Raw genomic sequence first — 24,946 nt, forward strand, 5'->3', positions numbered from 1 at the left:
GGCCGACAGAGCGGAGAACGTACGACATGAACGGCCGCGTACTCCATGTCGTAGGGACCAGGCCGAACTTCGTGAAGGCCGCGCCCGTCGTCGCCGCCCTGCGCGCGACCGGGCACGACCAGGTCCTGGTGCACACGGGTCAGCACTACGACGAACGGATGTCGCACATCTTCTTCCGGGAGCTGGGCCTGCCCGCCCCGGACACCGACCTGGGCGTCGGCTCCGGCAGCCACGCCCGGCAGACCGCCGACCTGCTGGTGGCGCTGGAGGGTGAACTGCTCGCCCGCGCCCCGGCCCTCGTCGTCGTCTACGGCGACGTGAACTCGACCCTGGCCGCGGCTCTGGTCGCCGCCAAGCTGGGGATCCCGGTGGCCCACGTCGAGGCGGGCCTGCGCAGCTTCGACATGGCCATGCCGGAGGAGGTCAACCGGCGCCTGGTCGACCAGCTGGCCGAGTTGCTGTTCGCTACCAGCCCGGAAGCCGTCGGCCACCTCGCCCGCGAGGGCGTCGACCCCGGCCGGGTGCACTTCGTCGGCAACCCCATGATCGACACCCTGCTCACCCATCTGGACCACTTCGACCCGGCCACCGCCCGCGCCGCCCACGCACTGCCCGAACCGTACGGCGTGGTCACCCTGCACCGGCCGGCCAACGTCGACGACCCCGAGGCGGCCGCGGCCGCCGCCCGCGCGCTCGCCGAGGCGGCCACCCACCTCGACCTCGCCGTGCCCCTGCATCCGCGCGGCCGTGAGGCGCTGAGCAAGGCGGGCCTCGCCGACGCACCCGGCATCCATCTGCTCGAACCGCTCGGATATGTCGAGTTCATGGGCCTGGTGCGGGGCGCCGCCGCCGTGATCACCGACTCGGGCGGGGTCCAGGAGGAGACCACCGTGCTGGGCGTCCCCTGTCTGACGCTGCGCACCACGACCGAACGTCCGGTCACCGTCACCCACGGCACCAACCGCCTGGTGAGCCACAGCGAACTGGTGCCCGCCCTGCGCAAGGTCCTGGAAGGGCAGCCGGCGGCCGACCCCGAGGGGCCGCCGCTGTGGGACGGCAAGGCCGGCCCCCGCATCGCCCGCGTGCTCACCGAGTGGCTGGAGCGCCATGACTGACGCCACCCGCACCCACCCCGACGGTCCCCGCGCCGACCTCGGGCACACCGCCCGCACCTACTGGGACACCCGGCACCGCGAACGCGACGACCTCGCCTCCGGCGGCCACATCGGCCTGGACCGGCCCGGCAACGAGATCTTCTACGCGGTGCGGCTGGGCCAGCTCCTCACCCTGATCGGCGACCTGTCCAGCCCGTCCTCCCCGCTGTTCGTCCTGGACGCGGGCTGCGGCAAGGGGCACTTCGCCCGCGCCCTGGCCCGCTGCGGCCACCAAGTGGACGCCTTCGACGCCAGCGAGGAGGCCGTCGCCCACGCCCGGGCCGACGGCGGCGGACCCCGCTACGCGTTCGCCGCCCTCGACGAGTGGCGCAGCCCCTGGCTCTACGACGTGGTGATGTGCGTGGATGTCCTCTTCCACGTCTTGGACGACACGGAGTGGGCGGCCGGACTGCGCAATCTCGCCTCGCTGGTCCGGGTCACCGGCCGGCTGATCGTCACCGACGAGAACACCGACGAGCCCGTCCCGCGCGGCGACTACATCCTGCACCGGCCGATCGCCGCCTACCGCGAGGCACTTGAGCCCCTGGGCCTGAGTCACACCCTCTTCCGGCCCTACGGCTTCCGCGAGAACCGGGTCGGCTTCCATGTCTTCACAAGGACCCGCTGATGCGCCTGACCGATCTGCTCCACCCGCATCTGGACGACGTGACCTCGGTCGTGGACGCGACAAGCGGCGGCCTGCGTCTGGACCCCTATCTGCACCTCCCGCCGGGCGTCGAGCTGACCCGGCACGAACAGCCCGTCGGCGAAGGGGAACTGGTGCTCCTCTGCTACGGCCCCGACCCCGCAGTGCACGGCGACGAGGCGGACTGTCTCGCCGCGCTGGAACGGATGCGGCCCGGCGGCCGCGGTCTGATCGTCTTCGGTCACCCGGGGACCGACCTGCCCTACCACCGCCTCCTCGACGCCCTGGTGGCCCACCGCTGCCAGGTGCTGCACGCCACCTCGCTCGGCTACACCCATCTGCACGCCGGCGCGGTGTTCGCGTGCACCGAGGAACTCCTGCCGCCCCACGACTGGTTCGGCCGCCCGCTGCCGGCCGACGGTTTCGCCACCGCCCTCAGGATCGCCGACGAGTACGTCCTCGCCGACTTCGTCTCCCGCTCCCAGCGGGCCCGTCTGATCGACCTGGAGCGGGCGGCCGAGGAGACCGCCCGCGCCCTGGAGACGGCCCGCGAGGACGGCCTCGCCGAACGGCTGGCCGCCGCCCTGCGGGACAAGGACCAGCTCGCCTCCGCCCTGCGCGGCGCCCGGGAGCGCACCGGGGTGCTGGAGGCGCGCGTGGCCATGCTGGAGGGCTCCACGTCGCTGCGGGTCGGCAAGGCGCTGGTGTCGGCGGCCCGGTCGCCCAAACGCGGCGCGGCCCGGCTGCCGGGGGAGCTGTACGGACTGTGGCGGCAGCGGAAGGGGAAGGGGCGGCCGGCGCGGGCCGCGAGCACCGCCCCGGCGCCGGAGGCACCGGCCGACGATCGCTTCCACCTCTCCCACCGCGCCCTGTCCGTGGCACCCCGCGACCGGCTGGTGATCACCGGCGTGCTGACCGACCGCAGCGCGGCGGACTTCGCGGCGGACGCCGTGGTCAGCCGGGTGCTGCCGCACGACGGACGGCTGCTGGTGGCGCGCACCGACCCGGACGTCTTCCTCGTCCAGCTCGGCGCGTGCACCGGCGAGGCCGGCCCCTGGTCGCTGACCGGCACCGGACTCGCCCCCGACCTCGACCGGCGGCTGGCCGAACTGGTCGGCCAGGCACGGGGGCTGGGCCGTACGGCGGTGCTGTGGCGGGACGGCCCGGCGTCGTCCGCGCCGGGTCTGTCCCAGCTGCCCTGGGACGCCGTCCTCGACGGCGACACCGGGGTGGCGCTCTCCCGCCTCGACCCGGTCACCGACGGCCGGGACCGGCTCCGGGACGTCTTCCAGCAGGACAGCACCCGGCTACGGCTGGCCCGGCTCGCCGAACTGGCCGGCGCCCCGGACCCGCTCGCCGAACGCCGGGTCGCCGTACTGGCCGCGCCCCGGGACGCCACCGACGTCGCCCGGCTCGTCGCCCAGACACTCGGCCAGCTGCACCGGCCGGCCGAGGTCGTCGTCGCCGACCCCGCGGGGCTCGACCTAGACGAACTCACCGCCGCCTCGGTCACCGTCCACTCCGGACCGCCCACCACGCCCTGGGTCGCCGACTGGACGGACCTGACCGAGGACCGCCCCGACACCCTGCTGCTCGACCTGCTCTGCGCCCAGGAGTTCTCGGGCGCCGACGCGGTGGGCCACACCCCCGCCGCCGACGACTACGCCTTCGTACCGACCCTGACACCGCTGCTCGTCCGCCGGTCACTCCTGGACACCGGCGCCCCACCGGACACCTGGTCGCGTGCCGGGCACCGCCTGTTCGCCGTGCGTGGAAAGGAACCGTCATGACCCGCACCCTCAGGGCGCTCGTCTACGGCGACGTGGACCTCAACCTCATCGACGGTTCCGCCGTCTGGGCCCAGTCGACGGTGCAGGCGCTGTCCCGCGCGGGCTGCCGGACCCGGCTCGTCCTCAAGGCCCCCGTGGAGACGGGCCGGCTGACCGACCCGCTGGCCGGACTGCCCGGGGTCACCGTGGTGCGTCCGTACGAGGAACACCTCGTCCCCGGGCAGGGTGCGCATCCCCTCTCCCCCTTCCAGGCCTCGCAGTTGCTCGCCCGTCTCGACGAGGAGGAGCCCTGCGACCTGCTGGTGCTGCGCGGCCGCCGGCTGGTGAAGCAGATCGTCGGCGACGGCGCCTTCGACGGACGCATCTGGGCCTACCTCACCGACATCCCGCAGTCCCCGGCCGAGATGACCGAACTGGACCGCGCCGACCTCGCTCGCATCGCCAACGCCTCCCGGCAACTCCTGTGCCAGACAGAGGAGTTGCGGTGCTTTCTGGAGGCCTGGGTGCCGGAGGCCTGCGGCCGGGCCGTGCTCAGCCCGCCCGCGGTGCCCGAACCCGGCTTCCCGGTCCCGCAGCGCAACGGACCGCACGATCCCGTACGCCTCGTCTACACCGGCAAGTTCGCGCCCCGCTGGAACACCCTGCCCATGACCCGGCTGCCCGCGCGGCTCGCCGAACGCGGCATCCGGGCCGAACTCCACGCCGTCGGCGACAAGATCCACAAGGATCCCGCCCACCCCGGCTTCGACACCGCCATGGCCGAGGCACTGCGCACCACCCCCGAGGTCGTCCACCACGGTGGCGTGCCCCGTGAGGAGGCCATGCGCATCGCGGCCGACTGCGACCTCGGTCTCGGCTGGCGCGACTCCTCCCTCGACGCCAGCCTCGAACTCTCCACCAAGGTACTGGAGTTCGGATCCCTCGGCCTGCCCGTCGTCCTCAACCGCACCCCCGCGCACGAGGCGCTGCTCGGCGCCGACTACCCGCTTTTCGTGCCCGGCGACGCGGCCCTCGCGGACGCGGTGGACGCGGTCACCGTCGCCGTACGCGATCCCGAGGCCAGGCATCTCGCCGCCGACCGGTGTGCGGAAGCGGCCCGGCAGTACACCTTGGAGGCCGCGGCGGCCCGCTGGCGCGGTCACCTCGACCGGGCCTTCCCGTCCGTGCCGCCGGCCGTCGCCACCCGCGCGCGCCCGCTGCGGATCGGGGTCGCGGGCCACGACCTGAAGTTCCTCACCCGGCTGCTCGACCACTTCCGCGCCCTGCCCGGCCTCGACGTACGGGTCGACGCCTGGCCCGCGCTCGCCCAGCACGACCCGGCCGCCAGCCGTGAACTCGCCGACTGGGCCGATGTGGTGGTCGTCGAGTGGTGCGGCCCGGCGGCGATCTGGTACAGCCGCCACAAGCGGCGCGGCAGCAGGCTGATCGTCCGCCTGCACCGCTTCGAACTCGACGCCGGCTACCCCCAGCAGGTCGACATCGAGGCCGTCGACCGGGTGGTGTGCGTCAGCCCCTACTACGCCCGCAGCACCCGGGAGCGCACCGGCTGGCCCGCCTCGAAGATCACCACGATCGGCAACTGGGTCGACGTCGACCAGCTCGACCGGCCCAAGGCCCCCGGCGCCCGCCACCGCCTCGGCATGATCGGCATCGCGCCCAGCCGCAAACGCCTCGACCTCGGCCTCGACGTCCTGGAAGCGCTGCGCGCCCACGACCGGCGCTGGCACCTCTCCGTCAAGTCCAAGCCACCGTGGGAGTACTGGTGGATCTGGAACAAGCCCGAGGAACGCGCCCACTACGAGACGATCCTGCGCCGCATGCAGACCTCGCCGCTGCTCGAAGGGGCCGTGGTCTTCGACCAGTTCGGCCCGGACGTGCCGAACTGGCTCCGCCGTATCGGCCATGTCCTGTCCACCAGCGACGACGAGAGCTTCCACCTCGCCCCGGCCGAGGGCATGGCCTCCGGCGCCGTACCCGCGCTGCTGCCCTGGCTGGGCGCGGACGAGATCTACGACCGGCGGTGGATCCACGACACCCCGGAGGCGATGGCCGAGGCGATCGCCGGACTGGGCGAGCAGGAGGACTGGCGGTCGGCCGGGCAGACGGCCCGCGGCCAGGTGCGGGAGAGCTTCTCCCTGGAGCGGGTGGCGAAGGACTGGACGGAGCTGCTGGTGTCCGGCTGACGACGCGGCCGCTCGCGTACGGCCGAGGCACGCGTTCCGGCGGAGCCGAGCGCGCGGGTCCGCATCCTGCCGTGGACACCCTGCAGGACGCCCGAAGACCCCGTCACCAGCGGTTTCGCTGAGCACGGGGTCTTCGCGTCCGTGCGGTCGGCGGACGGCACCGGGCTTCCCCGGCGGGGAGTCCGGTCATCCGCCGACGGGCGTCAGGCTGCGGACTCCTGTTGAGTGGCCGGTTCGGGCAGCAGCCGGGCGCTGAGACGGTCCGCGCTCGGCCAGCGGACGTCGTGGACCCAGCGCAGCTTCTCGAATACCCAGATCAGGCGTGCCGACGGGTCGAGCTGGCCCGGCAGCACGCCGTGGCGCGCGCCGGTGGGGTCGGCGTGATGCGAGTTGTGCCAGCTCTCGCCGAAGGACAGCAGGGCGAGCGGCCAGAAGTTGGTGGCCTTGTCCCGGCTGGCGAACGGGCGCCTGCCGGCGACGTGGCAGATCGAGTTCACGGACCAGGTGACATGGTGCAGCAGAGCCATCCGCATCAGGCCGGCCCAGAAGAACCCGGTCAGCGCGCCGGCCCAGGTACCCGTGACGAGCCCGCCGATGAGCGCGGGGGCCAGCAGCGAGACGGCGGTCAGTGGTCCGAACAGCTGACCGATCAGTCGCAGGTCGGGATCGGCGGCGATGTCGGGGGCGAACCTGGCCCGGTTGCTCAGTTCACGCTTCAGCATCCACCCGATGTGCGCGTGGAGAAGCCCCTTGAGCAGCGCGCGCGTGTCGGTTCCGAAGCGCCAGGGCGAGTGCGGGTCACCCTCGCGGTCGGCGAAGGCGTGGTGGCGGCGGTGGTTGGCGACCCATTGGACGGGCGAGCCCTCGACCCCCAGCGAGCCCGCGACGGCCAGGGCGATGCGCAGGCCCCGCCTCGCCTTGAACGAGCGGTGCGTGAAGAGTCGGTGATAGCCGACCGTGAGGCCGAAGCCGGACACGAGGTAGGCCACCACGGCCATGCCGACGTCCAGCGCGGACAAGCCGCGTCCCCACGCCAGCGGCACCGCGACGACCAGGCAGAGCAGCGGGCTGACGACGAAGATCCACATCGCGACGCCCGCCGCGGCCGTCTGCGGGGCGTCGAGGAGCGGCTTGACCCCGGCCGCGGGGTCGGCGTCGCCTTCGGCGACGGCCTGTCCAGAACGGTCAGTTTGACTCGGGTTCATCGGTTCCTCGCCGTTGCTCGAGGTTTCGGACGCGCTGCCGGACCGACACGGGATCACGCGCGCGTGTGCTTTCGAGCGCGCTCGGCGCCCACGGCCCACGATCGCACCGGGCGGCATCCGCGCAGGTCGTCGCTCATGTCCAGGGTGTGAACGTCGCGGGACTAAACCTTCCTCACGTCCCGCGACCGGGAACGGTTGATCTCAAGTCCGGTTGAGGTTCTAGAGTCGAGCCCGCTGACGCCGACGTAGCGGAGTCGATGTAGGGGAGAGGAACGGCCATGAGGACACTGGTGCTCGGGAGGACGCCCGCCAGGGTGACGGCCGTGCTGGCCACACTGCGTGCGGACGGCTTTGACGCGGAGGGAGTGAGCACCGACGAGGAGGCCCTGAAGCTGTTGGAGACCGGGGAGTTCAAGGTGCTGATCATCGGCGGCGGTGTGGGGCCCGCCTCCCGCGCGGCGATCAAGGAGTTCGCGGCGGGTCACCAGGTGCGGCGGGTGCTCGACGGGGCGCTGACGGAGCCGTTCGACGTCTATGTACGGCAGGAGTTCGAGCCGCTGATCCGGGAGGCCGCCGAAAGGTGACGGCCACGGTCCGCCCGGGCGCTGGTCCGGGCGGACGCATGACCGCTCCTCACACAACCGAAGCGGCGGCCTCCCCGAGGTGAAGTCGTACGCCGGGCCCAGGCTCAGGCCGCCACCGTCTCCGGTCGGGATGCCTCCCGGGAGCTGCGTGAGCCGAGCTCCTCCGTGGCCAGCTGGTGGGTCTCGCGTGCCGAGAGGGCGGCGACGACCGGTGGCACGCACAGGGCCGCGGTGAACAGCGCCACCGCCGACCAGTCGTCACCGCCCGGACCCGCGATCCGCGCCGCGAAGGTCACCGCGAACCCGGCCACCGCGAACCCGCTCTGGGTGCCGATCGCCATGCCCGACAGCCGGACCCGGGTCGAGAACATCTCGCCGTAGAAGGACGGCCAGACACCGTTCGCCGCGCTGTAGACGACCCCGAAGGCGATGATGCCGAGGACCAGGATCAGCGGGTACGAGCCGGTGGAGACCGCCCACAGATAGCCGGACATCGCCACCGCGCTGCCCACAGCGCCGATCAGATACACCGGCCGCCGGCCGATCCGGTCCGACAGCGTCGCCCACGCCGGGATCGCACCCAGCGCCACCAGGTTCGCCAGTGCGCCCACCCACAGCATCGAGGTCTTGGACATCCCGACCGAGTCGCTCGTCGCGTACGCCAGCGCCCACACCGTGAAGATCGTGCTCACCGAGGCGATCAGCGCGCCACCGACCACCCGCAGCACATCCGCCCAGTGCTGCCGCAGCAGCGTCACCAGCGGCAGCCGTACGACACCCTCGGTCGCCGCCTGCTGCGCGAAGGCCGGGGTCTCCTGGACATTGCGGCGGATGAACCAGCCGACCACGGCCACCGCGGCACTCAGCCAGAACGGCACCCGCCAGCCCCAGGACAGCAGTTGGCCCTCGGGCAGCTGGGAGACCGGGATGAAGACGAGGGTGGCGATCAGCTGACCGCCCTGGGTGCCGCTCAGCGTGAAACTGGTGAAGAAGCCGCGCCGGTTCGGCGGCGCGTGTTCCAGGCTCATGGAGCTGGCGCTGGCCTGCTCACCGGCGGCCGAGATGCCCTGCAGTACCCGGCACAGCACCAGCAGTACCGGGGCCAGGCCGCCCACCTCGGCGCGGGTCGGCAGACAGCCGATCAGGAACGTCGACAGGCCCATCAGCAGCAGCGTGAAGACCATGATCTTCTTACGGCCGATCCGGTCCCCGAAGTGGCCGAGGAACAGCGCGCCGACCGGACGGGCCGCGTACGCCACACCGAACGTGGCGAAGGAGAGCAGGGTCGCGGTGGCCGGGTCCGACGCGTCGAAGAAGACCTTCGGGAAGATCAACGCGGCCGCGCTGCCGTAGATGAAGAAGTCGTAGTACTCGAGGGCGCTGCCGATCCAGGCGGCCAGGGCGGCCTTCTTCGGCTGGCCGCCGGGCGGTACGGCGGTGGCGGCGGGCGGGGCGGGGACGGACACGGCGGTGCTCCTTCGGAGAAACTCCAACGTAGGTGGAGTGAGCGGCGGGGGAGAAGGCCGGTTCCCAGGGATGACGGGTCGGCGGACCCAGTGAGCGGTGTTAATTAACCCACTGGATAGTTAGTCGCGATGGGTAGGGATGTTGCGCTCGTGTTTCCCCGCTGTCAAGAGGTCGTGCCGGTTCTCCCGCTGCGGCGGTCAGTCCGCCGTGCGCTCCGCAGTGAGGTAGGCGATCACCATGTCGCCGAGCATGGTCCGGTAGTGCGCGCGCTGCGCCGGGTCCACCAGGTCACGGCCGAAGAGGGCCCCGAACGTGGCCCGGTTCGCGACCCGGAAGAAACAGAACGAGCTGATCATCGCGTGCAGGTCGACCGCGTCCACGTCGGCCGTGAACAGGCCGGACTTCTGGCCCTGCCCCAGGATCCGGCGGATCACCTCAAGGGCCGGTGAGCCGATCCTGCCGAGCTCCTCGGAGGCCGCGATGTGCTCGGCGCCGTGGATGTTCTCGATGCTGACCAGGCGGATGAAGTCCGGGTGCTGTTCGTGGTGGTCGAAGGTGAGCTCGGCGAGCCGGCGGATCGCCGCGACCGGGTCCAGATGCTCGACGTCCAGCTGCTGCTCGGCCTCGCGGATCACGCCGTACGCCCGCTCCAGGACCGCCGTGAACAGCTGCTCCTTGCCGCCGAAGTAGTAGTAGATCATCCGCTTCGTGGTGCGGGTGCGGGCCGCGATCTCGTCGACGCGGGCGCCGTCGTAGCCGGCCCTGGCGAACTCCTGGGTGGCCACGTCGAGGATCTCGGCCCGGGTGCGGGCGGCGTCACGGATCCGTCCGTTGGTCTGTGCCGGTTCGTCGACGCTGGTCATCGGGTTCCTATCGGGTCCGTCGAGGGAGAAGCCGGTGGGAGAGGCCGGTGCCGGAGATTGTAGAAGCCCGCGCCGGTGGTGTTCCCGAGATGTTCCCGAACGTCTTCCCCCGCCGCCACTTTCGGTGCTATAGCTAACGTACTAGTTCGTACATTAATGATGCCGCTCAGGAGGGCCACGTGGCCAAGGACTCGTATCTCGTCGGACTGATCGGTTCCGGCGTCGGCCCGTCGCTCAGTCCGGCCCTGCACGAGCGGGAGGCCGACCGGCAGGGGCTGCGGTACCTGTACCGGCTGATCGACATCGACGTGCTCGGCGTTCCGCCCGAGGCCGTGGGGGATCTGGTACGGGCCGCGCGCGACCTCGGCTTCGACGGGCTGAACATCACGCATCCGTGCAAGCAACTCGTCATCGGGCACCTGGACGCGCTCGCCCCGCAGGCCAAGGCTCTGGGCGCGGTCAACACGGTGGTCTTCGAGGCCGGCGGCAGGGCGGTGGGTCACAACACGGACGTCACCGGGTTCGCGGCGTCGTTCGCGCGGGGGCTGCCGGACGCTTCACTGGAGCGGGTCGTGCAGCTGGGTGCGGGAGGCGCGGGGGCCGCGGTGGCACATGCGACGCTCACGCTGGGGGCGGAGCGGGTGACCGTGGTGGACGCGGTGCCCTCGCGGGCGGCTGCGCTGGCCGAGCAGTTGTGCGGGCAGTTCGGGGCGGCCCGGGCGGCGGCCGCGGGTCTGGAGCGGCTGCCGGAATCGCTCGCCGACGCGGACGGGCTCGTGCATGCGACGCCCACGGGGATGGCCGCGCATCCGGGGCTGCCGGTGCCCGCCGGGTTGCTCCACCCCGGGTTGTGGGTGGCTGAGGTGGTGTATCGGCCGCTGGAGACCGAACTGGTGCGTACCGCTCGGGCTTTGGGGTGCGCCGTGCTGGACGGGGGCGGGATGGCCGTGTTTCAGGCCGCGGATGCGTTTCGGTTGTTCACCGGGCGGGAGCCGGAGCGCGCCCGGATGCTCGCTGACATCGCGGAGCTGGCCGGTGTGCCGCAGCGCGACGTCGTGTAACGCGTGCGTGCCGGATGTGGCTGGTCGCGCCCACGCGGCGGAGCCGCACATCGATACCGCCCCGCGCCCCTGCAAGAAGGGGCGCCGCACACCACGTAAGGAATGCCGCAATGCGCACCTCGATCGCGACTGTCTCGCTCAGCGGATCCCTCACCGAGAAGCTCACCGCCGCCTCCCGGGCCGGGTTCGGCGGTGTGGAGATCTTCGAGAACGACCTGCTGGCCAGCCCCCTGTCACCGGCCGAGATCCGCATCCGGTGCGCCGACCTGGGGCTGAGGGTCGACCTCTATCAGCCGATGCGCGACATCGACGCCGTCCCCGGCGACGTGTTCGCCCGCAACCTGCGGCGCGCCCGGCACAAGTTCGAGTTGATGAGCGAGCTCGGCGCCGACACCGTCCTCGTCTGCTCCAGTGTCTCCCCGCTCGCCGTGGACGACGACGACCTCGCCGCCGCGCAGCTCGCCCGACTGGCCTCCCTGGCGCAGGACTTCGGCATCCGCGTCGCCTACGAGGCGCTCGCCTGGGGGCGGCACATCAGCACGTACGACCACGCCTGGCGGATCGTCGAGGCAGCCGGCCACCCCTCCCTCGGCACCTGCCTCGACAGCTTCCACATCCTCTCCCGCGGCTCCGACCCCAAGGGCATCGAGTCCATCCCCGGCGAGAAGATCTTCTTTCTCCAGCTGGCCGATGCCCCACTGCTCGCCATGGACGTGCTCCAGTGGAGCCGGCACTATCGGTGTTTCCCGGGGCAGGGCGGCTTCGATGTCGCCGGACTGGTGCGGCACGTGTTGCGTACCGGGTACGACGGGCCGCTCTCCCTCGAAGTCTTCAACGACGTCTTCCGGCAGGCCGAGGCCGGGCCGACCGCCGTCGACGCCCACCGTTCGCTGCTGGTGCTCCAAGAGGCCGTCGGCGTGGGGGACCTGCCCGCTCCGGTCGTGCCGACGGGAGTCGCCTTCGCCGAACTCGTCACCCCGGACGCCGAACCGGTCTCGGCGCTGCTCGGCGCCCTCGGATTCGCCCGCACCGCCCGCCATCGCAGCAAACCCGTCGACCTGTGGGAGCGGGGCGAGGCCCGGATCCTCGTCAACACCGGTCCCGCCGCCCGCCGTGACGGCACCCAGCTCGCCGCGATCGGCCTGGAGTCACCGGACCCGCAGGCCGCCGCCCGCCGCGCCGAGGCCCTGCTCGCCCCCGTACTGCCCCGCCGCCGCGCCCCGGAGGACGCCCCGCTCGACGCGGTCGCCGCCCCCGACGGCACGGAACTGTTCTTCTGCGCCACCGGCCGCGACCCCGAACTTCCCGACTGGCGAGCCGACTTCGCCGATGAGCAGCACGAACCGGTGCCGGCCCCGGCGCGCATCGACCACCTCGCCCTCACCCAGCCCTGGCACCAGTACGACGAGGCGACCCTCTTCCATCGCAGCGTCCTAGGCCTGCACGCCGAGGAGAGCGTCGACGTCGCCGACCCCTACGGGCTGCTGCGCTCCCGCGCCGTCACCAACGCCGACGGCAGCGTCCGGATCGCCCTCGGCGTCGGCGCGGCCCCGGCCGACGACACCCTGCACGCCCAGCACATCGCCCTGGCCACCGACGACGTGGTCGCCGCGGCCCGTGCCTTCCGCGCCGCCGGCGGCCACCCGCTGCCCATCCCCGCAAACTACTACGACGATCTGGCCGCCCGGTACGAGTTCGCCGACGGCGAGCTGGAGACGTACCGCGCCCTCGGCATCCTCTACGACCGGGACGCGGGCGGTGTCTTCCGGCACTGCTACACGCGAACTGTCGGACGGGTGTTCTTCGAACTCGTCCAGCGTGACCCCGGCTATCGCGGATACGGCGCCCAGAACGCGCCGGTGCGCCTCGCGGCCCAGCACGCCGGGCGGCCGGCCCGCTGAGCCGCCGGGTGAGCGTGCGGTGAGAGGCCGGTGAGACACAGGTCGGATTCAGGTTCCGTTCAGGCGCCGCGACGGAGACTCACGAAGATCCGGAATGTTTCGTCGCGTTCCGGATGTGACCTTCGTCGATTTCCACCCGTCCTAGGAGTCGTAGCAATCCGGGACGTTCTGGAAGTCCTGGAACCCGGGAGTCCTGGAGGCTGTCTCCGATGCCGAGCCCCGTCATCACCGCGCCGCTCGTCCGCGTCGAGGGTCCGCCGCCACCGCCGACCCCGGCGCGGACCCGCACCGAACGCTACGAGCGCCCGCTGCTCGCCGTTATCGCCGCCGTCGCCGCGCTCCTCTTCTTCTGGGGCATCTGGCACAGCGCGTACCACGCCTTCTACGCGAGCGCCGTCCGCAGCATGACCGACAACCCGGTCGCCTTCCTCTACGGCTCCTTCGACCCCGCCAACTCGATCACCCTGGACAAGCTGCCCGGCTTCCTGTGGCCGCAGGCCCTGTCGGCGCTGCTCTTCGGCTTCCACCCCTGGGCCCTGGTGATCCCGCAGGCCCTTGAGGGCGTGGCCTGCGTGGTGCTGCTCCATGTGGTGGTACGGCGCTGGGCCGGCGTACCGGCCGGGCTGCTGGCCGCCGCGTTCCTCACGCTGACCCCGGTGACCGTGGGCCTGGCCCGCTCGGTCACCGAGGACGCGCCGTTCGTGCTGTTGCTGCTGCTCGCCGCCGAGGCCACCGGGCGGGCCACCGCCCGCGCCCGGCTGCGTACCCTTGTCCTGGCGGGCGTCTGGGTCGGGCTTGCCTTCCAGTGCAAGATGCTGGAGGCCTGGGCGGTGCTGCCCGCGCTGGGCGTGACCTATCTGGTGGCCGCGCCCACGTCCCTGCGCCGCCGGATCCGCGATCTGGCCGTGTCCGGCGCGGTCATGCTGACGGTGTCCCTGTCCTGGATGCTGATCGCCACGCTCACTCCGGCGTCGGCCCGCCCCTACCTCGACGGCACGACCGACAACTCGGCCGTAGGCCTGGTCGTCGGCTACAACTTCCTGACGCGCTTCCACTCACTGGGCATCAACGCGGCAGGCACCGGGAGCATAGTCGCCGACCAGGCGCACAACCACGTGTCCGCGCGCATGGGGGACAGCGTCTTGAAGATGTTCAGCCCCGGGATCGCCACCCAGACGGGCTGGCTGTATCCGCTGGCGGCCCTGGGCCTGGTGGCCGGAGCGCTGACCCTGCGGCGCCGCCGCGTCCCGCGCACCGACCCCGCCCTGGCCGGATACCTGATGTGGGGTGTCTGGCTGGCGACGTTCTTCCTGGTCTTCAGCTTCGGCAGCGTGACCGGACACACCTACTACATGGGTGTGGTGGCGGTCGCCCTGGCGGCACTGGCCGCGGCGGGCGTGACGCAGGTGCGGCGGCGCAGCACGCTGTGCGCCATCCTGGCCGTCAATGTCGCCTGGTGCGCGGCCCTCACCCTGAGCTACCCGGGATTCTTCGCCTGGTCGGTCGCCGTCGCCGTGGGACTGTCCCTGCTGGCGCTGGGCCTGTTCGCCGCCGGCCGGCGGCGCCCGCACCGGACCGCCCTGGCCGTCGCCCTCGCCGCCATCCTCTTCATACCCACGGTGTGGTCCGCGTCCGCGCTCTCCCCGCGGTACAACCAGCCCGGCAGCTTCGGCCGGGTCGGCCCGGCCAGCGTCCGGGTCTACGGCGCCGGCTCGGCCCTGACCCCGGCCCAGCAGCAGGTCCTCGCCTACCTCACCGCGCACCGCGACGGCGCCCGCTATCTGGCCGCCGTACCCCGCTGGCAGGCGGCGGCACCGTACATCCTCGCGGCCAACGCCCCGCTCCTGCCGGTGGGCGGCTTCACCGCCCATGTGCCCTACCCCGCCGCCACGGCCTTCCACCAGCTGATCGACACCGGCAAACTCCGTTACGTCGTCCTGAGCCCCGCCGACCTCACCCACCGCGCCCGGGGCGCCAAGACCCCGGGCCGGGCCCTGATGCGCTGGGTCATCGGCCACTGCTCGCCGGTCCATGTCTCGGTCTACACGGTGTACCGCTGCGGGCCGGGGCACGGAGGATGACCTGAGCGAAGGGCCGGGACCGCCACCGCCAGGGGCCCTCCACGTACTCGGTTCAGCCGATGTCCGAGAACACGAAGGAGAACTCGGCCGGTCCGGCGTGGAGTCGGTACTGCGACAGCACACCCGGGCCGCAGGACTGCGAGCCGATGCCGTGCTGGCCGTGGTCTAGGTTGACCCAGACGCCCGCGGCGGAGCCGCTGTCGGATGCGGCGCCCTCGGGTGAGGTCGGTGCGATGGGCGGCCGCGTCCAGCTGCTCGGTGGTCCAGCGGCGGGCGGTGAACCAGAACTCGGGGTCGCCCTCGATCCGCAGTCCGCCGACCTCCGCCCAACGGACGTCCGCCCGGGCGCCGTTCTCCTGAGGCCGGACATACGGGGTCTGCATAGCATCGACAGTCGACTGCCAGCGGCCGACTGCCGACGCCGTCCTGGTGTCCGGATACGCTTCGCCCGGCCCGCCGCCGAACCACCGCACACGGTCGGCGGCCGACAGTCCGAAGAGGACGCCGAGCCGGGGCAGCGGCACCGTCCAGTCGCCGTCGGGGGTCACGGAGACGGTGAGCTTGAGGCGGTCGCCATCCGAGGTCCAGCGGTAGACCGTGACCGGGCCGAACTCCCGGGCCGCCGGGGCCACTCGGGTGCGTACGGTCAGCGCCTCGCCGTCCACGTCCACTGCGTCCAGGCGGTGCCGCATACGGTGCAGACGGAACGTGCGCCACAGCGTGCCGTGGCGGATGTCGCTCTGCCAGGGGGCGTCGTCGTCGTTGTCGGTGGTCGCCCGCCAGACGTCCAGACGCAGCCCGGTCCCACCGGCCCGACGGTCGTGCCGAGTGACGGCAACCGCCGTGCGGCGAGCGGGAATTGACTGAGGCGGTTCCGGACGGGGTCCACAACGGCGAAACGGCCCGCCAGTTGCTACTGACGGGCCGTCACAATGCCTCTTACGGCGTCGGCGTCTTGTTCCACTCGGCGATCACGGGCCGTCCGTGCTCCGTGGACAACCGGCTGACCGTGCCGGTCGCCAGCTGGAACAACCGGCCCTCGGCGGGCGGCAGCCCCAGGCGGCGAGCGGTGAGCACCCGCAGGAAGTGGGCGTGGGCCACGAGGACCACATCGCCGTCGTCACCCGCGAGGGCCGTGTCGACCTTGGCGAGCACCCGGTCGGCCCGGGCCCCGATCTCCTCCGGCGACTCGCCGGGGTGGCCCTGCGGGCCCAGGGGGACGCCGTCGGTCCACAGGTACCAGTCGGGGCGGGAGCGGTGGATCTCCACCGTGGTGATGCCCTCGTAGCCGCCGTAGTCCCATTCGTGCAGGTCGGGATCGGGCACGACCCCGGTGAGGCCGGCGAGTCCGGCCGTGCGTATCGCGCGGCTCAGCGGGCTGGCCAGTGCCAGTACGTAGGTCCGGCCGGTGACCAGCGGGGCGAGGGACTTGGCCTGTTCCTCGCCGTGCTGGGTGAGGGGCAGGTCGGTCCAGCTGGTGTGCCGGCCCGACAGGCTCCACTCCGTCTCACCGTGGCGGACCAGAAGGAGGTCCCCCACCGTCGGTCACTCCTTCGCCGACTCGACCGCGTGGCCGCCGAACTGGTTGCGCAGGGCCGCGATCATCTTCATCTGCGGGGAGTCGTCCTGGCGGGACGCGAACCGCGCGAACAGGGCGGCGGTGATCGCCGGGAGCGGCACCGCGTTGTCGATGGCCGCCTCGACGGTCCAGCGGCCCTCGCCCGAGTCCTCCGCGTAGCCGCGCAGCTTCTCCAGGTGCTCGTCGTCGTCAAGGGCGTTGACCGCGAGGTCGAGCAGCCAGGAGCGGATGACGGTGCCCTCCTGCCAGGAGCGGAAGACCTCGCGGACGTTGTCCACGGACTTGACCTTCTCCAGGAGCTCCCAGCCCTCGGCGTAGGCCTGCATCATGGCGTACTCGATGCCGTTGTGGACCATCTTGGAGAAGTGCCCGGCGCCCACCCGGCCCGCGTGGACATAGCCGTAGGGGCCCTCCGGCTTGAGCGCCTCGAAGATCGGCTTCAGCCGCTCGACGTGCTCCTTGTCGCCGCCGACCATCAGGGCGTAGCCGTTCTGCAGGCCCCAGACACCGCCGGAGACGCCGGCGTCGACGAAGCCGATGCCCTTGATGCCGAGCTCCGCGGCGTGCTTCTCGTCGTCCGTCCAGCGGGAGTTGCCGCCGTCGACCACCGTGTCGCCCTCGGACAGCAGGTCCTTGAGCTCGTCGACGACGGACTGGGTGGCGGTACCGGCCGGGACCATCACCCAGACGGTGCGGGGGGCTTCGAGCTTCCCGACCAGTTCCTCAAGGGTCTTGACGTCGGAGACGTCGGGGTTGCGGTCGTAGCCGACGACGGTGTGGCCCGCGCGGCGGAGCCGCTCGCGCATGTTGCCGCCCATCTTGCCGAGGCCGATGAGTCCGAGCTGCATGTCAGTTCACTTCCTAAGCTGGCGGTACGTCGAGACGAGAGCGGTGGTGGAGGGGTCGAGGCCGGGCACGGAGCCCGCCGCGGCAGCGGCTGATGTATACGGCTCGGTCAGCGCGGGTTCGATGCGCTTGGCGAGGACCTTGCCCAGCTCCACGCCCCACTGGTCGAAGGAGTCGATGTTCCAGACGGCGCCCTGTACGAACACCTTGTGCTCGTACAGCGCGACCAACTGGCCGAGCACGGACGGGGTCAGCTCACGGGCCAGGATCGTCGTCGTGGGGTGGTTGCCCTTGAAGGTGCGGTGGGCGACCTGCTCCTCCGGGACGCCCTCCGACCGGACCTCCTGCGCCGTCTTGCCGAAGGCCAGCGCCTGCGTCTGGGCGAAGAAGTTCGCCATCAACAGGTCGTGCTGCGCACTGAGTTCACCGCTCAGCTCGGCGACCGGCTCGGCGAAGCCGATGAAGTCGGCCGGGATCAGCTTCGTGCCCTGGTGGATCAGCTGATAGTAGGCGTGCTGGCCGTTGGTGCCGGGCGTGCCCCACACCACGGGGCCCGTCTGCCAGTCCACCGGACGGCCGTCCCGGTCCACCGACTTGCCGTTGGACTCCATGTCCAGCTGCTGCAAGTAGGCCGTGAACTTGGACAGGTAGTGCGAGTACGGCAGCACCGCGTGCGACTGGGCGTCGAAGAAGTTGCCGTACCAGATCCCCAGCAGGCCAAGGAGAACAGGTGCGTTGGCCTCGGCGGGCGCAGTGCGGAAGTGCTCGTCGACGAGACGGAAGCCGTCGAGCATCTCACGGAAGCGGTCCGGGCCGATGGCGATCATCAGCGAGAGGCCGATGGCGGAGTCGTAGGAGTAGCGGCCGCCGACCCAGTCCCAGAACTCGAACATGTTGTCCGGGTCGATACCGAAGTCCGTCACCTTCCCGGCGTTCGTGGACAGGGCCACGAAGTGCCGGGCGACGGCCTTTTCGTCGCCGTCGAGACCGTCGACCAGCCAGGTGCGCGCCGAGGTGGCATTGGTGATCGTCTCGATCGTCGTGAACGTCTTCGACGCGACGATGAACAGGGTCTCCGCCGGGTCCAGGTCCCGGGTCGCCTCGTGCAGGTCGGCGCCGTCCACGTTGGAGACGAAACGGAACGTCAGGTCCCGGGCCGTGAAGGCGCGGAGGGCCTCGTAGGCCATCGCCGGACCCAGGTCGGAGCCGCCGATGCCGATGTTGACGACGTTGCGGATACGGCGGCCGGTGTGCCCCGTCCACTCGCCCGAGCGGACCCGCTCGGCGAAGTCGCTCATCTTGTCCAGGACCGCGTGCACGGCCGGGACCACGTTCTCGCCGTCCACCTCGACCACCGCGTCCCGCGGGGCGCGCAGGGCGGTGTGCAGGACCGCCCGCTGCTCGGTGATGTTGATCTTCTCGCCGCGGAACATCGCGTCCCGCAACCCGAACACGTCGGTGGCGGTGGCCAGTTCCTGGAGCAGGGCGAGGGTCTCGTCGGTGATCAGGTGCTTGCTGTAGTCGATGTACAGGTCGCCGACGCGTACGACGTACCGCTCGGCGCGTGCCGGGTCCGTCGCGAACAGCTCACGCAGGACCGGCTGTCCCTGGGCGCGGTGGTCCTCCAGGGCGGCCCACTCGGGCCGCCGGGTGAGCCGGGGGGAGTCAGGCATGGGAAGCGGTCTCCTTGGTCCCCTCGCCGCGCAGGGCGATGGCGTACATCTCGTCGGCGTCGAGGCGGCGCAGTTCCTCGGCGATCAGTTCGGAGGTGGGCCGGACCTTCAGTGCGAGGGTGCGCGGCGGCTGGCCCGGCAGCGTCAGGGTGGCCAGCGGGCCCTCGGGGCGGTCGATGACGATGTCGCCGCCCGCGGTGCCTAGCCGGACGGCCGTGACCACCGGGCCGGAGGAGACCACGCGGTCCACCGTGACGCCCAGACGGGCCTCCAGCCAGCGGGCGAGGAGTTCGGCGCTGGGGTTGTCCGCCTCGGCCTCGACGGCCGCCGAGGTCACGGTCGCCCGGGCCTGGTCGAGGGCGGCGGCCAGCATGGACCGCCACAGGGTGAGCCGGGTCCAGGCGAGGTCGGTGTCACCGGGCGCGTAGTTGCGGGCGCGGGACTCCAGGACCTGCATCGGCCGCTCGACGGCGTACAGGTCGGTGATCCGGCGCTGGGCGAGCGCGCCGAGCGGGTCCTTGGACGGGGTGTCCGGGGCCTCCACCGGCCACCACACGACGACCGGGGCGTCCGGCAGCAGCAGCGGCAGCACCACCGAGTCGGCGTGGTCGGAGACATCGCCGTACGTCCGCAGCACGACCGTCTCGCCGGTCCCGGCCTCGGAGCCGACGCGGACCTCCGCGTCCAGGCGGGAGGCGGTTCGGTCGCGCAGGGTACGCACATGCCGCTTGATGACGACCAGGGTGCGCGAGGGATGCTCGTGCGAGGCCTCCTCGGCGGCCTTGATCGCGTCGTAGGCGTTCTCCTCGTCCGTGACGATCACCATCGTCAGGACCATGCCCACCGCAGGCGTGCCGATGGCGCGGCGACCCTGCACCAGCGCCTTGTTGATCTTGCTTGCCGTGGTGTCGGTCAGGTCGATCTTCATGGCCTGCGCCAGCTCCGTCCGTCTCGTGCGAGCATCTCGTCGGCTTCCTTCGGTCCCCAGGTTCCCGCGGGGTACTGCGCGGGTTTGCCGTGCTGCGCCCAGTACTCCTCGATCGGGTCGAGGATCTTCCAGGACTCTTCCACTTCCTGGTGACGGGGGAACAAATTGGCGTCACCGAGCAGCACGTCCAGGATGAGCCGCTCGTACGCCTCCGGGCTGGACTCCGTGAACGACTCGCCGTAGGCGAAGTCCATGGAGACGTCCCGGATCTCCATCGAGGTGCCAGGCACCTTGGAGCCGAACCGGACGGTCATGCCCTCGTCTGGCTGGACGCGGATGACGATCGCGTTCGCGCCGAGTTCCTCGGTGGCCGTCGAGTCGAAGGGGGAGTGCGGGGCCCGCTGGAAGATCACCGCGATCTCGGTGACCCGGCGGCCGAGCCGCTTGCCGGTGCGCAGGTAGAAGGGGACGCCCGCCCAGCGGCGGTTGTCGACCTCCACCTTGACGGCCGCGTAGGTGTCGGTCTTCGACTGGGGGTCGATGCCGTCCTCCTGGAGGTAGCCGATGACCTTCTCGCCGCCCTGCCAGCCCTCCGCGTACTGGGCGCGCACGGTGTGCTTGCCCAGGTCCTCGGGCAGCCGCACCGACTTCAGGACCTTCAGCTTCTCGGTGAGCAGCGCGTCCGCGTCGAACGCGATGGGCTCCTCCATCGCGGTCAGCGCCATCAGTTGGAGCAGGTGGTTCTGGATGACGTCCCGGGCGGCGCCGATGCCGTCGTAGTAGCCGGCCCGGCCGCCGATGCCGATGTCCTCGGCCATGGTGATCTGCACATGGTCGACGAACGAGCGGTTCCAGATCGGCTCGTACATCTGGTTGGCGAAGCGGAGCGCCAGGATGTTCTGGACGGTCTCCTTGCCCAGGTAGTGGTCGATGCGGAAGACCTGGTCCGGCTCGAACACGTCGTGCACGACCGCGTTGAGCTCCTGCGCCGACTTCAGGTCGTGGCCGAACGGCTTCTCGATGACCGCCCGCCGCCAGGCCCCGGCCGGCGGGGTGGCCAGGCCGACCTTCTTCAGCTGCTGCACGACCTTCGGGAAGAACTTCGGCGGCACGGAGAGGTAGAAGGCGAAGTTGCCACCGGTGCCCCGGGAGCCGTCCAGCTCGTCGACGGCGGCCTTCAGCTGCTTGAACGCCGTGTCGTCGTCGAAGTCGCCCGGGATGAAGCGCATGCCCTCGGCGAGCTGCTGCCAGACCTCCTCGCGGAACGGGGTCCGCGAGTGCTCGCGCACCGCCTCGTGGACGACCTCGGCGAAGTCCTGGTCCTCCCAGTCCCGCCGGGCGAAGCCGACGAGCGAGAAGCCCGGCGGCAGCAGACCGCGGTTGGCCAGGTCGTACACGGCCGGCATCAGCTTCTTGCGGGACAGGTCACCCGTCACGCCGAAGATGACCAGGCCGGACGGGCCGGCGACCCTCGGCAGGCGCCGGTCGCGCGGGTCCCGCAACGGGTTCTTCCACTCGGCGGCGGGCACCACCGGCACCCGCACCTCCTCGACTGGCTTGTTCATTACGCGTCAACTCCCTTGCTGTTCAAGGACTTCGTGACGGCGTCCAGCAGCTCCTGCCAGGCCACCTGGAACTTGGCGACGCCCTCGTCCTCCAGCTTGCCCACGACCTCGTCGTAGGAGATACCGAGCCGCTCGACGGCCGCCAGGTCGGCGCGGGCCTGGGCGTAACCGCCCGTCACCGTGTCACCGCGGACGTCGCCGTGGTCGGCGGTGGCGTTGAGCGTCGCCTCCGGCATGGTGTTGACGGTGCCGGGCGCGACCAGCTCGTCGACGTAGAGGGTGTCCTTGTACGCCGGGTCCTTCACGCCGGTGGAGGCCCACAGCGGGCGCTGCTTGTTGGCCTTGGAGCCGCCGAGCGCGGTCCAGCGAGCCGAGGGCTGTGTCGAACGGCCGGCGGAGCCGAACACCTCGTCGTAGGCCTCGTAGGCGAGCCGCGCGTTGGCCAGCGCCGCCCTGCCCTTGAGCGCCAGCGCCTCGTCCGTGCCGAGGACCGTCAGCCGCTTGTCGATCTCGGCGTCCACGCGGGAGACGAAGAAGGAGGCCACCGAGTGGATCGTGGCGAGGTCCAGGCCCTTGGCGGCGGCCCGCTCCAGGCCGGTCAGGTAGGCGCCCATGACCTCGCGGTAGCGCTCCAGGGAGAAGATCAGCGTGACGTTGACGCTGATGCCCTCGGCGATGACCTCGGTGATCGCCGGGAGACCGGCCCTGGTCGCCGGGATCTTGATCATGACGTTGGGGCGGTCGACGAGCCAGGCGAGCTGCTTGGCCTCCGCGACGGTGGCGGCCGTGTCGTGGGCGAGACGGGGGTCGACCTCGATGGATACCCGGCCGTCCACACCATTCGAGGCGGCGTATACAGGATGCAGAATATCGGCGGCCGCACGCACATCGGCGGTCGTCATCATGCGCACCGCCTCGTCGACCGTGACACCCCGCACGGCCAGGTCGGCCAGCTGCTCCTCGTACCCCTCACCGGAGCCGATGGCGGCCTGGAAGATCGACGGGTTGGTGGTGACGCCGACGACGTTCCTGGTCGCGACGAGCTCGGCCAGGTTGCCGGTGCTGATCCGCTTGCGCGACAGGTCGTCCAGCCAGATCGAGACGCCCTCGTCGGACAGGTTCTTCAGTGCTCCCGCGGTGGCGGTTGCTTCGGTCACGGTGATCATCTTCCTTTACTGGAACTCTTCTGGCTCTTCTGGTGCTTCGGGTGGGCGGATCAGGCGGATCAGGCGGATCAGGCGGTCCGGGCGGCGGCGCGGGACGCGCGGGCCGCGGCGGCCACGTTCTCGGCGGTGAAGCCGAACTCGGCGAACAGGGTCTTGGCGTCGGCGGAGGCACCGAAGTGTTCCAGGGAGACGATCCGTCCGGCGTCGCCGACGAAGCGGTACCAGGTCAGGCCGATCCCGGCCTCGACGGCGACCCGCGCCTTCACGGCCGGCGGCAGGACGCTCTCGCGGTACTCGCGCGGCTGCTCTTCGAACCACTCCACGGACGGCATCGACACCACCCGGGTGCCGATCCCCTCGTCCTCCAGGAGGTCGCGCGCCTCCACGGCGAGATGGACCTCGGAACCGGTGGCGACGACGATCACCTCCGGGGTCTCGGTCGACGACTCGCGCAGCACATAGCCGCCCTTGGCCGCGTCCGGGTTCGGCGCGTACGTCGGCACGCCCTGGCGGGTCAGCGCGAGCCCGTGCGGGGCGGGCTGTGTGGCGTGCCTCTTCAGGATCTCGGCCCAGGCCGTCGCGGTCTCGTTGGCGTCGGCCGGGCGGACGACGTTCAGGCCGGGGATGGCGCGCAGCGAGGCGAGGTGCTCGACCGGCTGGTGGGTGGGGCCGTCCTCGCCGAGACCGATGGAGTCATGCGTCCATACGTACGTCACCGGGAGCTGCATGAGCGCGGCCATACGGACGGCGTTGCGCATGTAGTCGGAGAACACCAGGAAGGTGCCGCCGTAGATCCGGGTGTTGCCGTGCAGGGCGATGCCGTTCATCTCGGCGGCCATCGAGAACTCGCGGATGCCGAAGTGGACGGTACGGCCGTACGGGTCGGCCTCGGGGAGCGGGTTGCCCTTCGGCAGGAAGGAGGACGTCTTGTCGATGGTGGTGTTGTTCGAGCCCGCGAGGTCGGCGGAGCCGCCCCACAGCTCGGGCAGCACCGGGCCGAGCGCCTGGAGGACCTTGCCGGAGGCCGCACGGGTGGCGACGGACTTGCCCTCCTCGAATACCGGGACCGAGGACTCCCAGCCGTCGGGGAGCTGGCCGGCGACGACCCGGTCGAAGAGCTGGGCGTGCTCGGGCCGGGCGGTGCGCCACTCGGCGATGCGCTTGTCCCAGGCGGCGTGCGCCTCGGCGCCCCGGTCGAGCGCCCGGCGGGTGTGGGCCAGGACGTCGGCGTCGGCCTGGAAGGACTGGTCGGGGTCGAAGCCGAGGACGCGCTTGGTGGCGGCGACCTCGTCGGTGCCGAGCGCGGAGCCGTGGGAGGCCTCGGTGTTCCGCGCGTTCGGGGCGGGCCAGGCGATGATCGTGCGCATCGCGATGATCGACGGCCGTTCGGTCTCGGCCTGGGCGGACTTCAGGGCCGCGTACAGGGCGTGGACGTCGACGTCGCCCTCGGCGGTGGGCTCGATGCGCTGGGTGTGCCAGCCGTAGGCCTCGTACCGCCCCAGCACGTCCTCGGAGAAGGCGGTCGCGGTGTCGCCCTCGATGGAGATGTGGTTGTCGTCGTAGAGGAAGACCAGGTTGCCGAGCTTCTGGTGGCCGGCCATCGATGAGGCCTCGGCGGAGACGCCCTCCTCCAGGTCGCCGTCGGAGACGATCGCCCAGACGGTGTGGTCGAAGGGGGAGGCGCCCTCGGGGGCCTCCGGGTCGAAGAGGCCGCGCTCGTAGCGGGCGGCCATGGCCATGCCCACGGCGTTGGCGACGCCCTGGCCGAGCGGTCCTGTGGTGGTCTCGACACCGGCGGTGTGGCCGTACTCGGGGTGGCCGGGGGTCTTGGAGCCGTGCGTCCGGAAGGCCTTCAGGTCGTCCAGCTCGACCTCGTAGCCGGCGAGGAACAGCTGGGTGTAGAGGGTCAGCGAGGTGTGGCCGGGGGACAGGACGAAACGGTCCCGGCCGGTCCACTCCGGGTCGGCCGGGTCGTGCCGCATCACCTTCTGAAAGATCGTGTACGCGGCCGGGGCCAGGCTCATCGCGGTGCCGGGGTGCCCGTTGCCGACCTGCTGCACGGCGTCGGCCGCGAGAAGGCGAGCGGTGTCGACGGCACGCTGGTCGAGGTCGGTCCACTCGAAGCCGTCTGATGTCTGCGTGCTCATCTTCAAGAAGTCCTCGCTAGAAGCGTTCTGGCTTGCCTGACGTGTTCAAAACTAAAAGTCTGACTTTTGAGAAGGAAGGTTGGAGTGTGTCAGCCTGTGGTGAAACT

At 71.4% G+C, this 24,946-nt stretch carries 18 protein-coding genes and 1 pseudogene; 8 read left to right on the plus strand and 11 right to left on the minus strand.

The annotated features are described in order from the left end of the window. Positions 1–26 precede the first annotated feature (26 nt). The 4 genes from wecB to ABZ396_RS24585 are packed head-to-tail and all read left to right on the plus strand — an operon-like array spanning position 27 to position 5,773. Positions 27–1,115, plus strand: coding sequence for a UDP-N-acetylglucosamine 2-epimerase (non-hydrolyzing) (gene wecB / locus ABZ396_RS24570; protein ID WP_358918767.1), 1,089 nt, complete (start codon positions 27–29; stop codon positions 1,113–1,115). Beyond that, positions 1,108–1,782, plus strand: coding sequence for a methyltransferase domain-containing protein (locus ABZ396_RS24575; RefSeq protein ID WP_358918769.1), 675 nt, complete (start codon positions 1,108–1,110; stop codon positions 1,780–1,782). The genes wecB and ABZ396_RS24575 overlap by 8 nt, the downstream gene beginning before the upstream one ends. Continuing rightward, the gene (locus tag ABZ396_RS24580) at positions 1,782–3,590 is read left to right on the plus strand and encodes a hypothetical protein (protein ID WP_358918770.1); all 1,809 of its coding nucleotides are present in this window, start codon (positions 1,782–1,784) and stop codon (positions 3,588–3,590) included. The genes ABZ396_RS24575 and ABZ396_RS24580 overlap by 1 nt, the downstream gene beginning before the upstream one ends. Continuing rightward, complete coding sequence (locus ABZ396_RS24585) at positions 3,587–5,773, plus strand: glycosyltransferase (RefSeq protein WP_358918771.1); 2,187 nt, start codon at positions 3,587–3,589, stop codon at positions 5,771–5,773. The genes ABZ396_RS24580 and ABZ396_RS24585 overlap by 4 nt, the downstream gene beginning before the upstream one ends. A gap of 203 nt (positions 5,774–5,976) precedes the next feature. Here the strand turns inward: ABZ396_RS24585 and ABZ396_RS24590 are convergent, their stop codons facing one another. Continuing rightward, entirely contained in the window at positions 5,977–6,978 is a 1,002-nt protein-coding gene (locus ABZ396_RS24590) for a fatty acid desaturase (protein ID WP_358918773.1), read from the minus strand. A gap of 278 nt (positions 6,979–7,256) precedes the next feature. Between ABZ396_RS24590 and ABZ396_RS24595 the strand changes: the two genes are divergently transcribed. Continuing rightward, on the plus strand, positions 7,257–7,562 hold the full coding sequence (locus ABZ396_RS24595; protein ID WP_358918775.1) for a hypothetical protein: 306 nt from the start codon (positions 7,257–7,259) through the stop codon (positions 7,560–7,562). A 104-nt stretch (positions 7,563–7,666) separates the two neighbouring features. On the opposite strand, the gene ABZ396_RS24600 is transcribed toward ABZ396_RS24595, so the two are convergent. After that, positions 7,667–9,028 (minus strand): MFS transporter, encoded by a 1,362-nt coding sequence (locus ABZ396_RS24600; RefSeq protein WP_358918777.1) that lies wholly within the window; start codon positions 9,026–9,028, stop codon positions 7,667–7,669. A 198-nt stretch (positions 9,029–9,226) separates the two neighbouring features. Continuing rightward, positions 9,227–9,892, minus strand: a complete 666-nt coding sequence (locus ABZ396_RS24605; protein WP_358918779.1) for a TetR/AcrR family transcriptional regulator — start codon at positions 9,890–9,892, stop codon at positions 9,227–9,229. Positions 9,893–10,071: 179 nt separating this feature from the next. Here ABZ396_RS24605 and ABZ396_RS24610 point away from each other — a divergent pair, with 179 nt between their 5' ends. The 3 genes from ABZ396_RS24610 (at position 10,072) to ABZ396_RS24620 (ending at position 14,935) form a co-directional block, all read left to right on the plus strand. After that, positions 10,072–10,953: a shikimate dehydrogenase gene (locus tag ABZ396_RS24610; protein ID WP_358918781.1), complete on the plus strand. Its 882-nt coding sequence runs from the start codon at positions 10,072–10,074 to the stop codon at positions 10,951–10,953. 110 nt (positions 10,954–11,063) lie between these two features. Continuing rightward, a complete protein-coding gene (locus ABZ396_RS24615) occupies positions 11,064–12,854 on the plus strand; it encodes a TIM barrel protein (RefSeq protein WP_358918782.1) in 1,791 nt (596 codons plus the stop codon). A 209-nt stretch (positions 12,855–13,063) separates the two neighbouring features. Next, positions 13,064–14,935 (plus strand): glycosyltransferase family 39 protein, encoded by a 1,872-nt coding sequence (locus ABZ396_RS24620; protein ID WP_358918784.1) that lies wholly within the window; start codon positions 13,064–13,066, stop codon positions 14,933–14,935. A 52-nt stretch (positions 14,936–14,987) separates the two neighbouring features. Here ABZ396_RS24620 and ABZ396_RS24625 read toward each other — a convergent pair. From ABZ396_RS24625 to tkt, 8 genes and pseudogenes are all read right to left on the minus strand, one after another. Next, a pseudogene (locus ABZ396_RS24625) lies at positions 14,988–15,738 on the minus strand (beta-galactosidase small subunit); the annotation flags it as partial. Positions 15,739–15,874: 136 nt separating this feature from the next. Then, complete coding sequence (locus ABZ396_RS24630) at positions 15,875–16,474, minus strand: histidine phosphatase family protein (protein ID WP_358918786.1); 600 nt, start codon at positions 16,472–16,474, stop codon at positions 15,875–15,877. A 6-nt stretch (positions 16,475–16,480) separates the two neighbouring features. Beyond that, on the minus strand, positions 16,481–17,362 hold the full coding sequence (gene gnd, locus ABZ396_RS24635) for a phosphogluconate dehydrogenase (NAD(+)-dependent, decarboxylating) (protein WP_358918788.1): 882 nt from the start codon (positions 17,360–17,362) through the stop codon (positions 16,481–16,483). A 6-nt stretch (positions 17,363–17,368) separates the two neighbouring features. Continuing rightward, positions 17,369–19,033, minus strand: a complete 1,665-nt coding sequence (gene pgi, locus ABZ396_RS24640) for a glucose-6-phosphate isomerase (RefSeq protein ID WP_358918790.1) — start codon at positions 19,031–19,033, stop codon at positions 17,369–17,371. Further along, positions 19,026–19,961: a glucose-6-phosphate dehydrogenase assembly protein OpcA gene (opcA, locus tag ABZ396_RS24645; RefSeq protein ID WP_358918792.1), complete on the minus strand. Its 936-nt coding sequence runs from the start codon at positions 19,959–19,961 to the stop codon at positions 19,026–19,028. Before opcA ends, pgi begins: the two co-directional genes overlap by 8 nt. Continuing rightward, the gene (zwf, locus tag ABZ396_RS24650; protein ID WP_358918794.1) at positions 19,958–21,526 is read right to left on the minus strand and encodes a glucose-6-phosphate dehydrogenase; all 1,569 of its coding nucleotides are present in this window, start codon (positions 21,524–21,526) and stop codon (positions 19,958–19,960) included. The genes opcA and zwf overlap by 4 nt, the downstream gene beginning before the upstream one ends. Next, the gene (gene tal / locus ABZ396_RS24655) at positions 21,526–22,692 is read right to left on the minus strand and encodes a transaldolase (RefSeq protein ID WP_358918796.1); all 1,167 of its coding nucleotides are present in this window, start codon (positions 22,690–22,692) and stop codon (positions 21,526–21,528) included. Before tal ends, zwf begins: the two co-directional genes overlap by 1 nt. 68 nt (positions 22,693–22,760) lie before the next feature. Beyond that, a complete protein-coding gene (tkt, locus tag ABZ396_RS24660) occupies positions 22,761–24,839 on the minus strand; it encodes a transketolase (RefSeq protein WP_358918798.1) in 2,079 nt (692 codons plus the stop codon). Positions 24,840–24,946 lie beyond the last annotated feature (107 nt).

The organism is Streptomyces sp. NPDC005866, from assembly GCF_040629895.1.
In the GTDB taxonomy this organism is placed as follows: Bacteria; Actinomycetota; Actinomycetes; order Streptomycetales; family Streptomycetaceae; genus Streptomyces.

What these genes read in the sequence shown, in the direction of transcription:
- zwf (WP_358918794.1), bottom strand. Translation starts at nt 21,526, where the DNA reads ATGAACAAGCCAGTCGAGGAGGTGCGGGTGCCGGTGGTGCCCGCCGCC.
- ABZ396_RS24590 (WP_358918773.1), bottom strand. Translation starts at nt 6,978, where the DNA reads ATGAACCCGAGTCAAACTGACCGTTCTGGACAGGCCGTCGCCGAAGGC.
- wecB (WP_358918767.1), top strand. Translation starts at nt 27, where the DNA reads ATGAACGGCCGCGTACTCCATGTCGTAGGGACCAGGCCGAACTTCGTG.
- tkt (WP_358918798.1), bottom strand. Translation starts at nt 24,839, where the DNA reads ATGAGCACGCAGACATCAGACGGCTTCGAGTGGACCGACCTCGACCAG.
- gnd (WP_358918788.1), bottom strand. Translation starts at nt 17,362, where the DNA reads ATGCAGCTCGGACTCATCGGCCTCGGCAAGATGGGCGGCAACATGCGC.
- pgi (WP_358918790.1), bottom strand. Translation starts at nt 19,033, where the DNA reads ATGCCTGACTCCCCCCGGCTCACCCGGCGGCCCGAGTGGGCCGCCCTG.
- tal (WP_358918796.1), bottom strand. Translation starts at nt 22,692, where the DNA reads ATGATCACCGTGACCGAAGCAACCGCCACCGCGGGAGCACTGAAGAAC.
- ABZ396_RS24620 (WP_358918784.1), top strand. Translation starts at nt 13,064, where the DNA reads ATGCCGAGCCCCGTCATCACCGCGCCGCTCGTCCGCGTCGAGGGTCCG.
- ABZ396_RS24595 (WP_358918775.1), top strand. Translation starts at nt 7,257, where the DNA reads ATGAGGACACTGGTGCTCGGGAGGACGCCCGCCAGGGTGACGGCCGTG.
- ABZ396_RS24580 (WP_358918770.1), top strand. Translation starts at nt 1,782, where the DNA reads ATGCGCCTGACCGATCTGCTCCACCCGCATCTGGACGACGTGACCTCG.
- ABZ396_RS24585 (WP_358918771.1), top strand. Translation starts at nt 3,587, where the DNA reads ATGACCCGCACCCTCAGGGCGCTCGTCTACGGCGACGTGGACCTCAAC.
- ABZ396_RS24575 (WP_358918769.1), top strand. Translation starts at nt 1,108, where the DNA reads ATGACTGACGCCACCCGCACCCACCCCGACGGTCCCCGCGCCGACCTC.
- ABZ396_RS24615 (WP_358918782.1), top strand. Translation starts at nt 11,064, where the DNA reads ATGCGCACCTCGATCGCGACTGTCTCGCTCAGCGGATCCCTCACCGAG.
- ABZ396_RS24605 (WP_358918779.1), bottom strand. Translation starts at nt 9,892, where the DNA reads ATGACCAGCGTCGACGAACCGGCACAGACCAACGGACGGATCCGTGAC.
- opcA (WP_358918792.1), bottom strand. Translation starts at nt 19,961, where the DNA reads ATGAAGATCGACCTGACCGACACCACGGCAAGCAAGATCAACAAGGCG.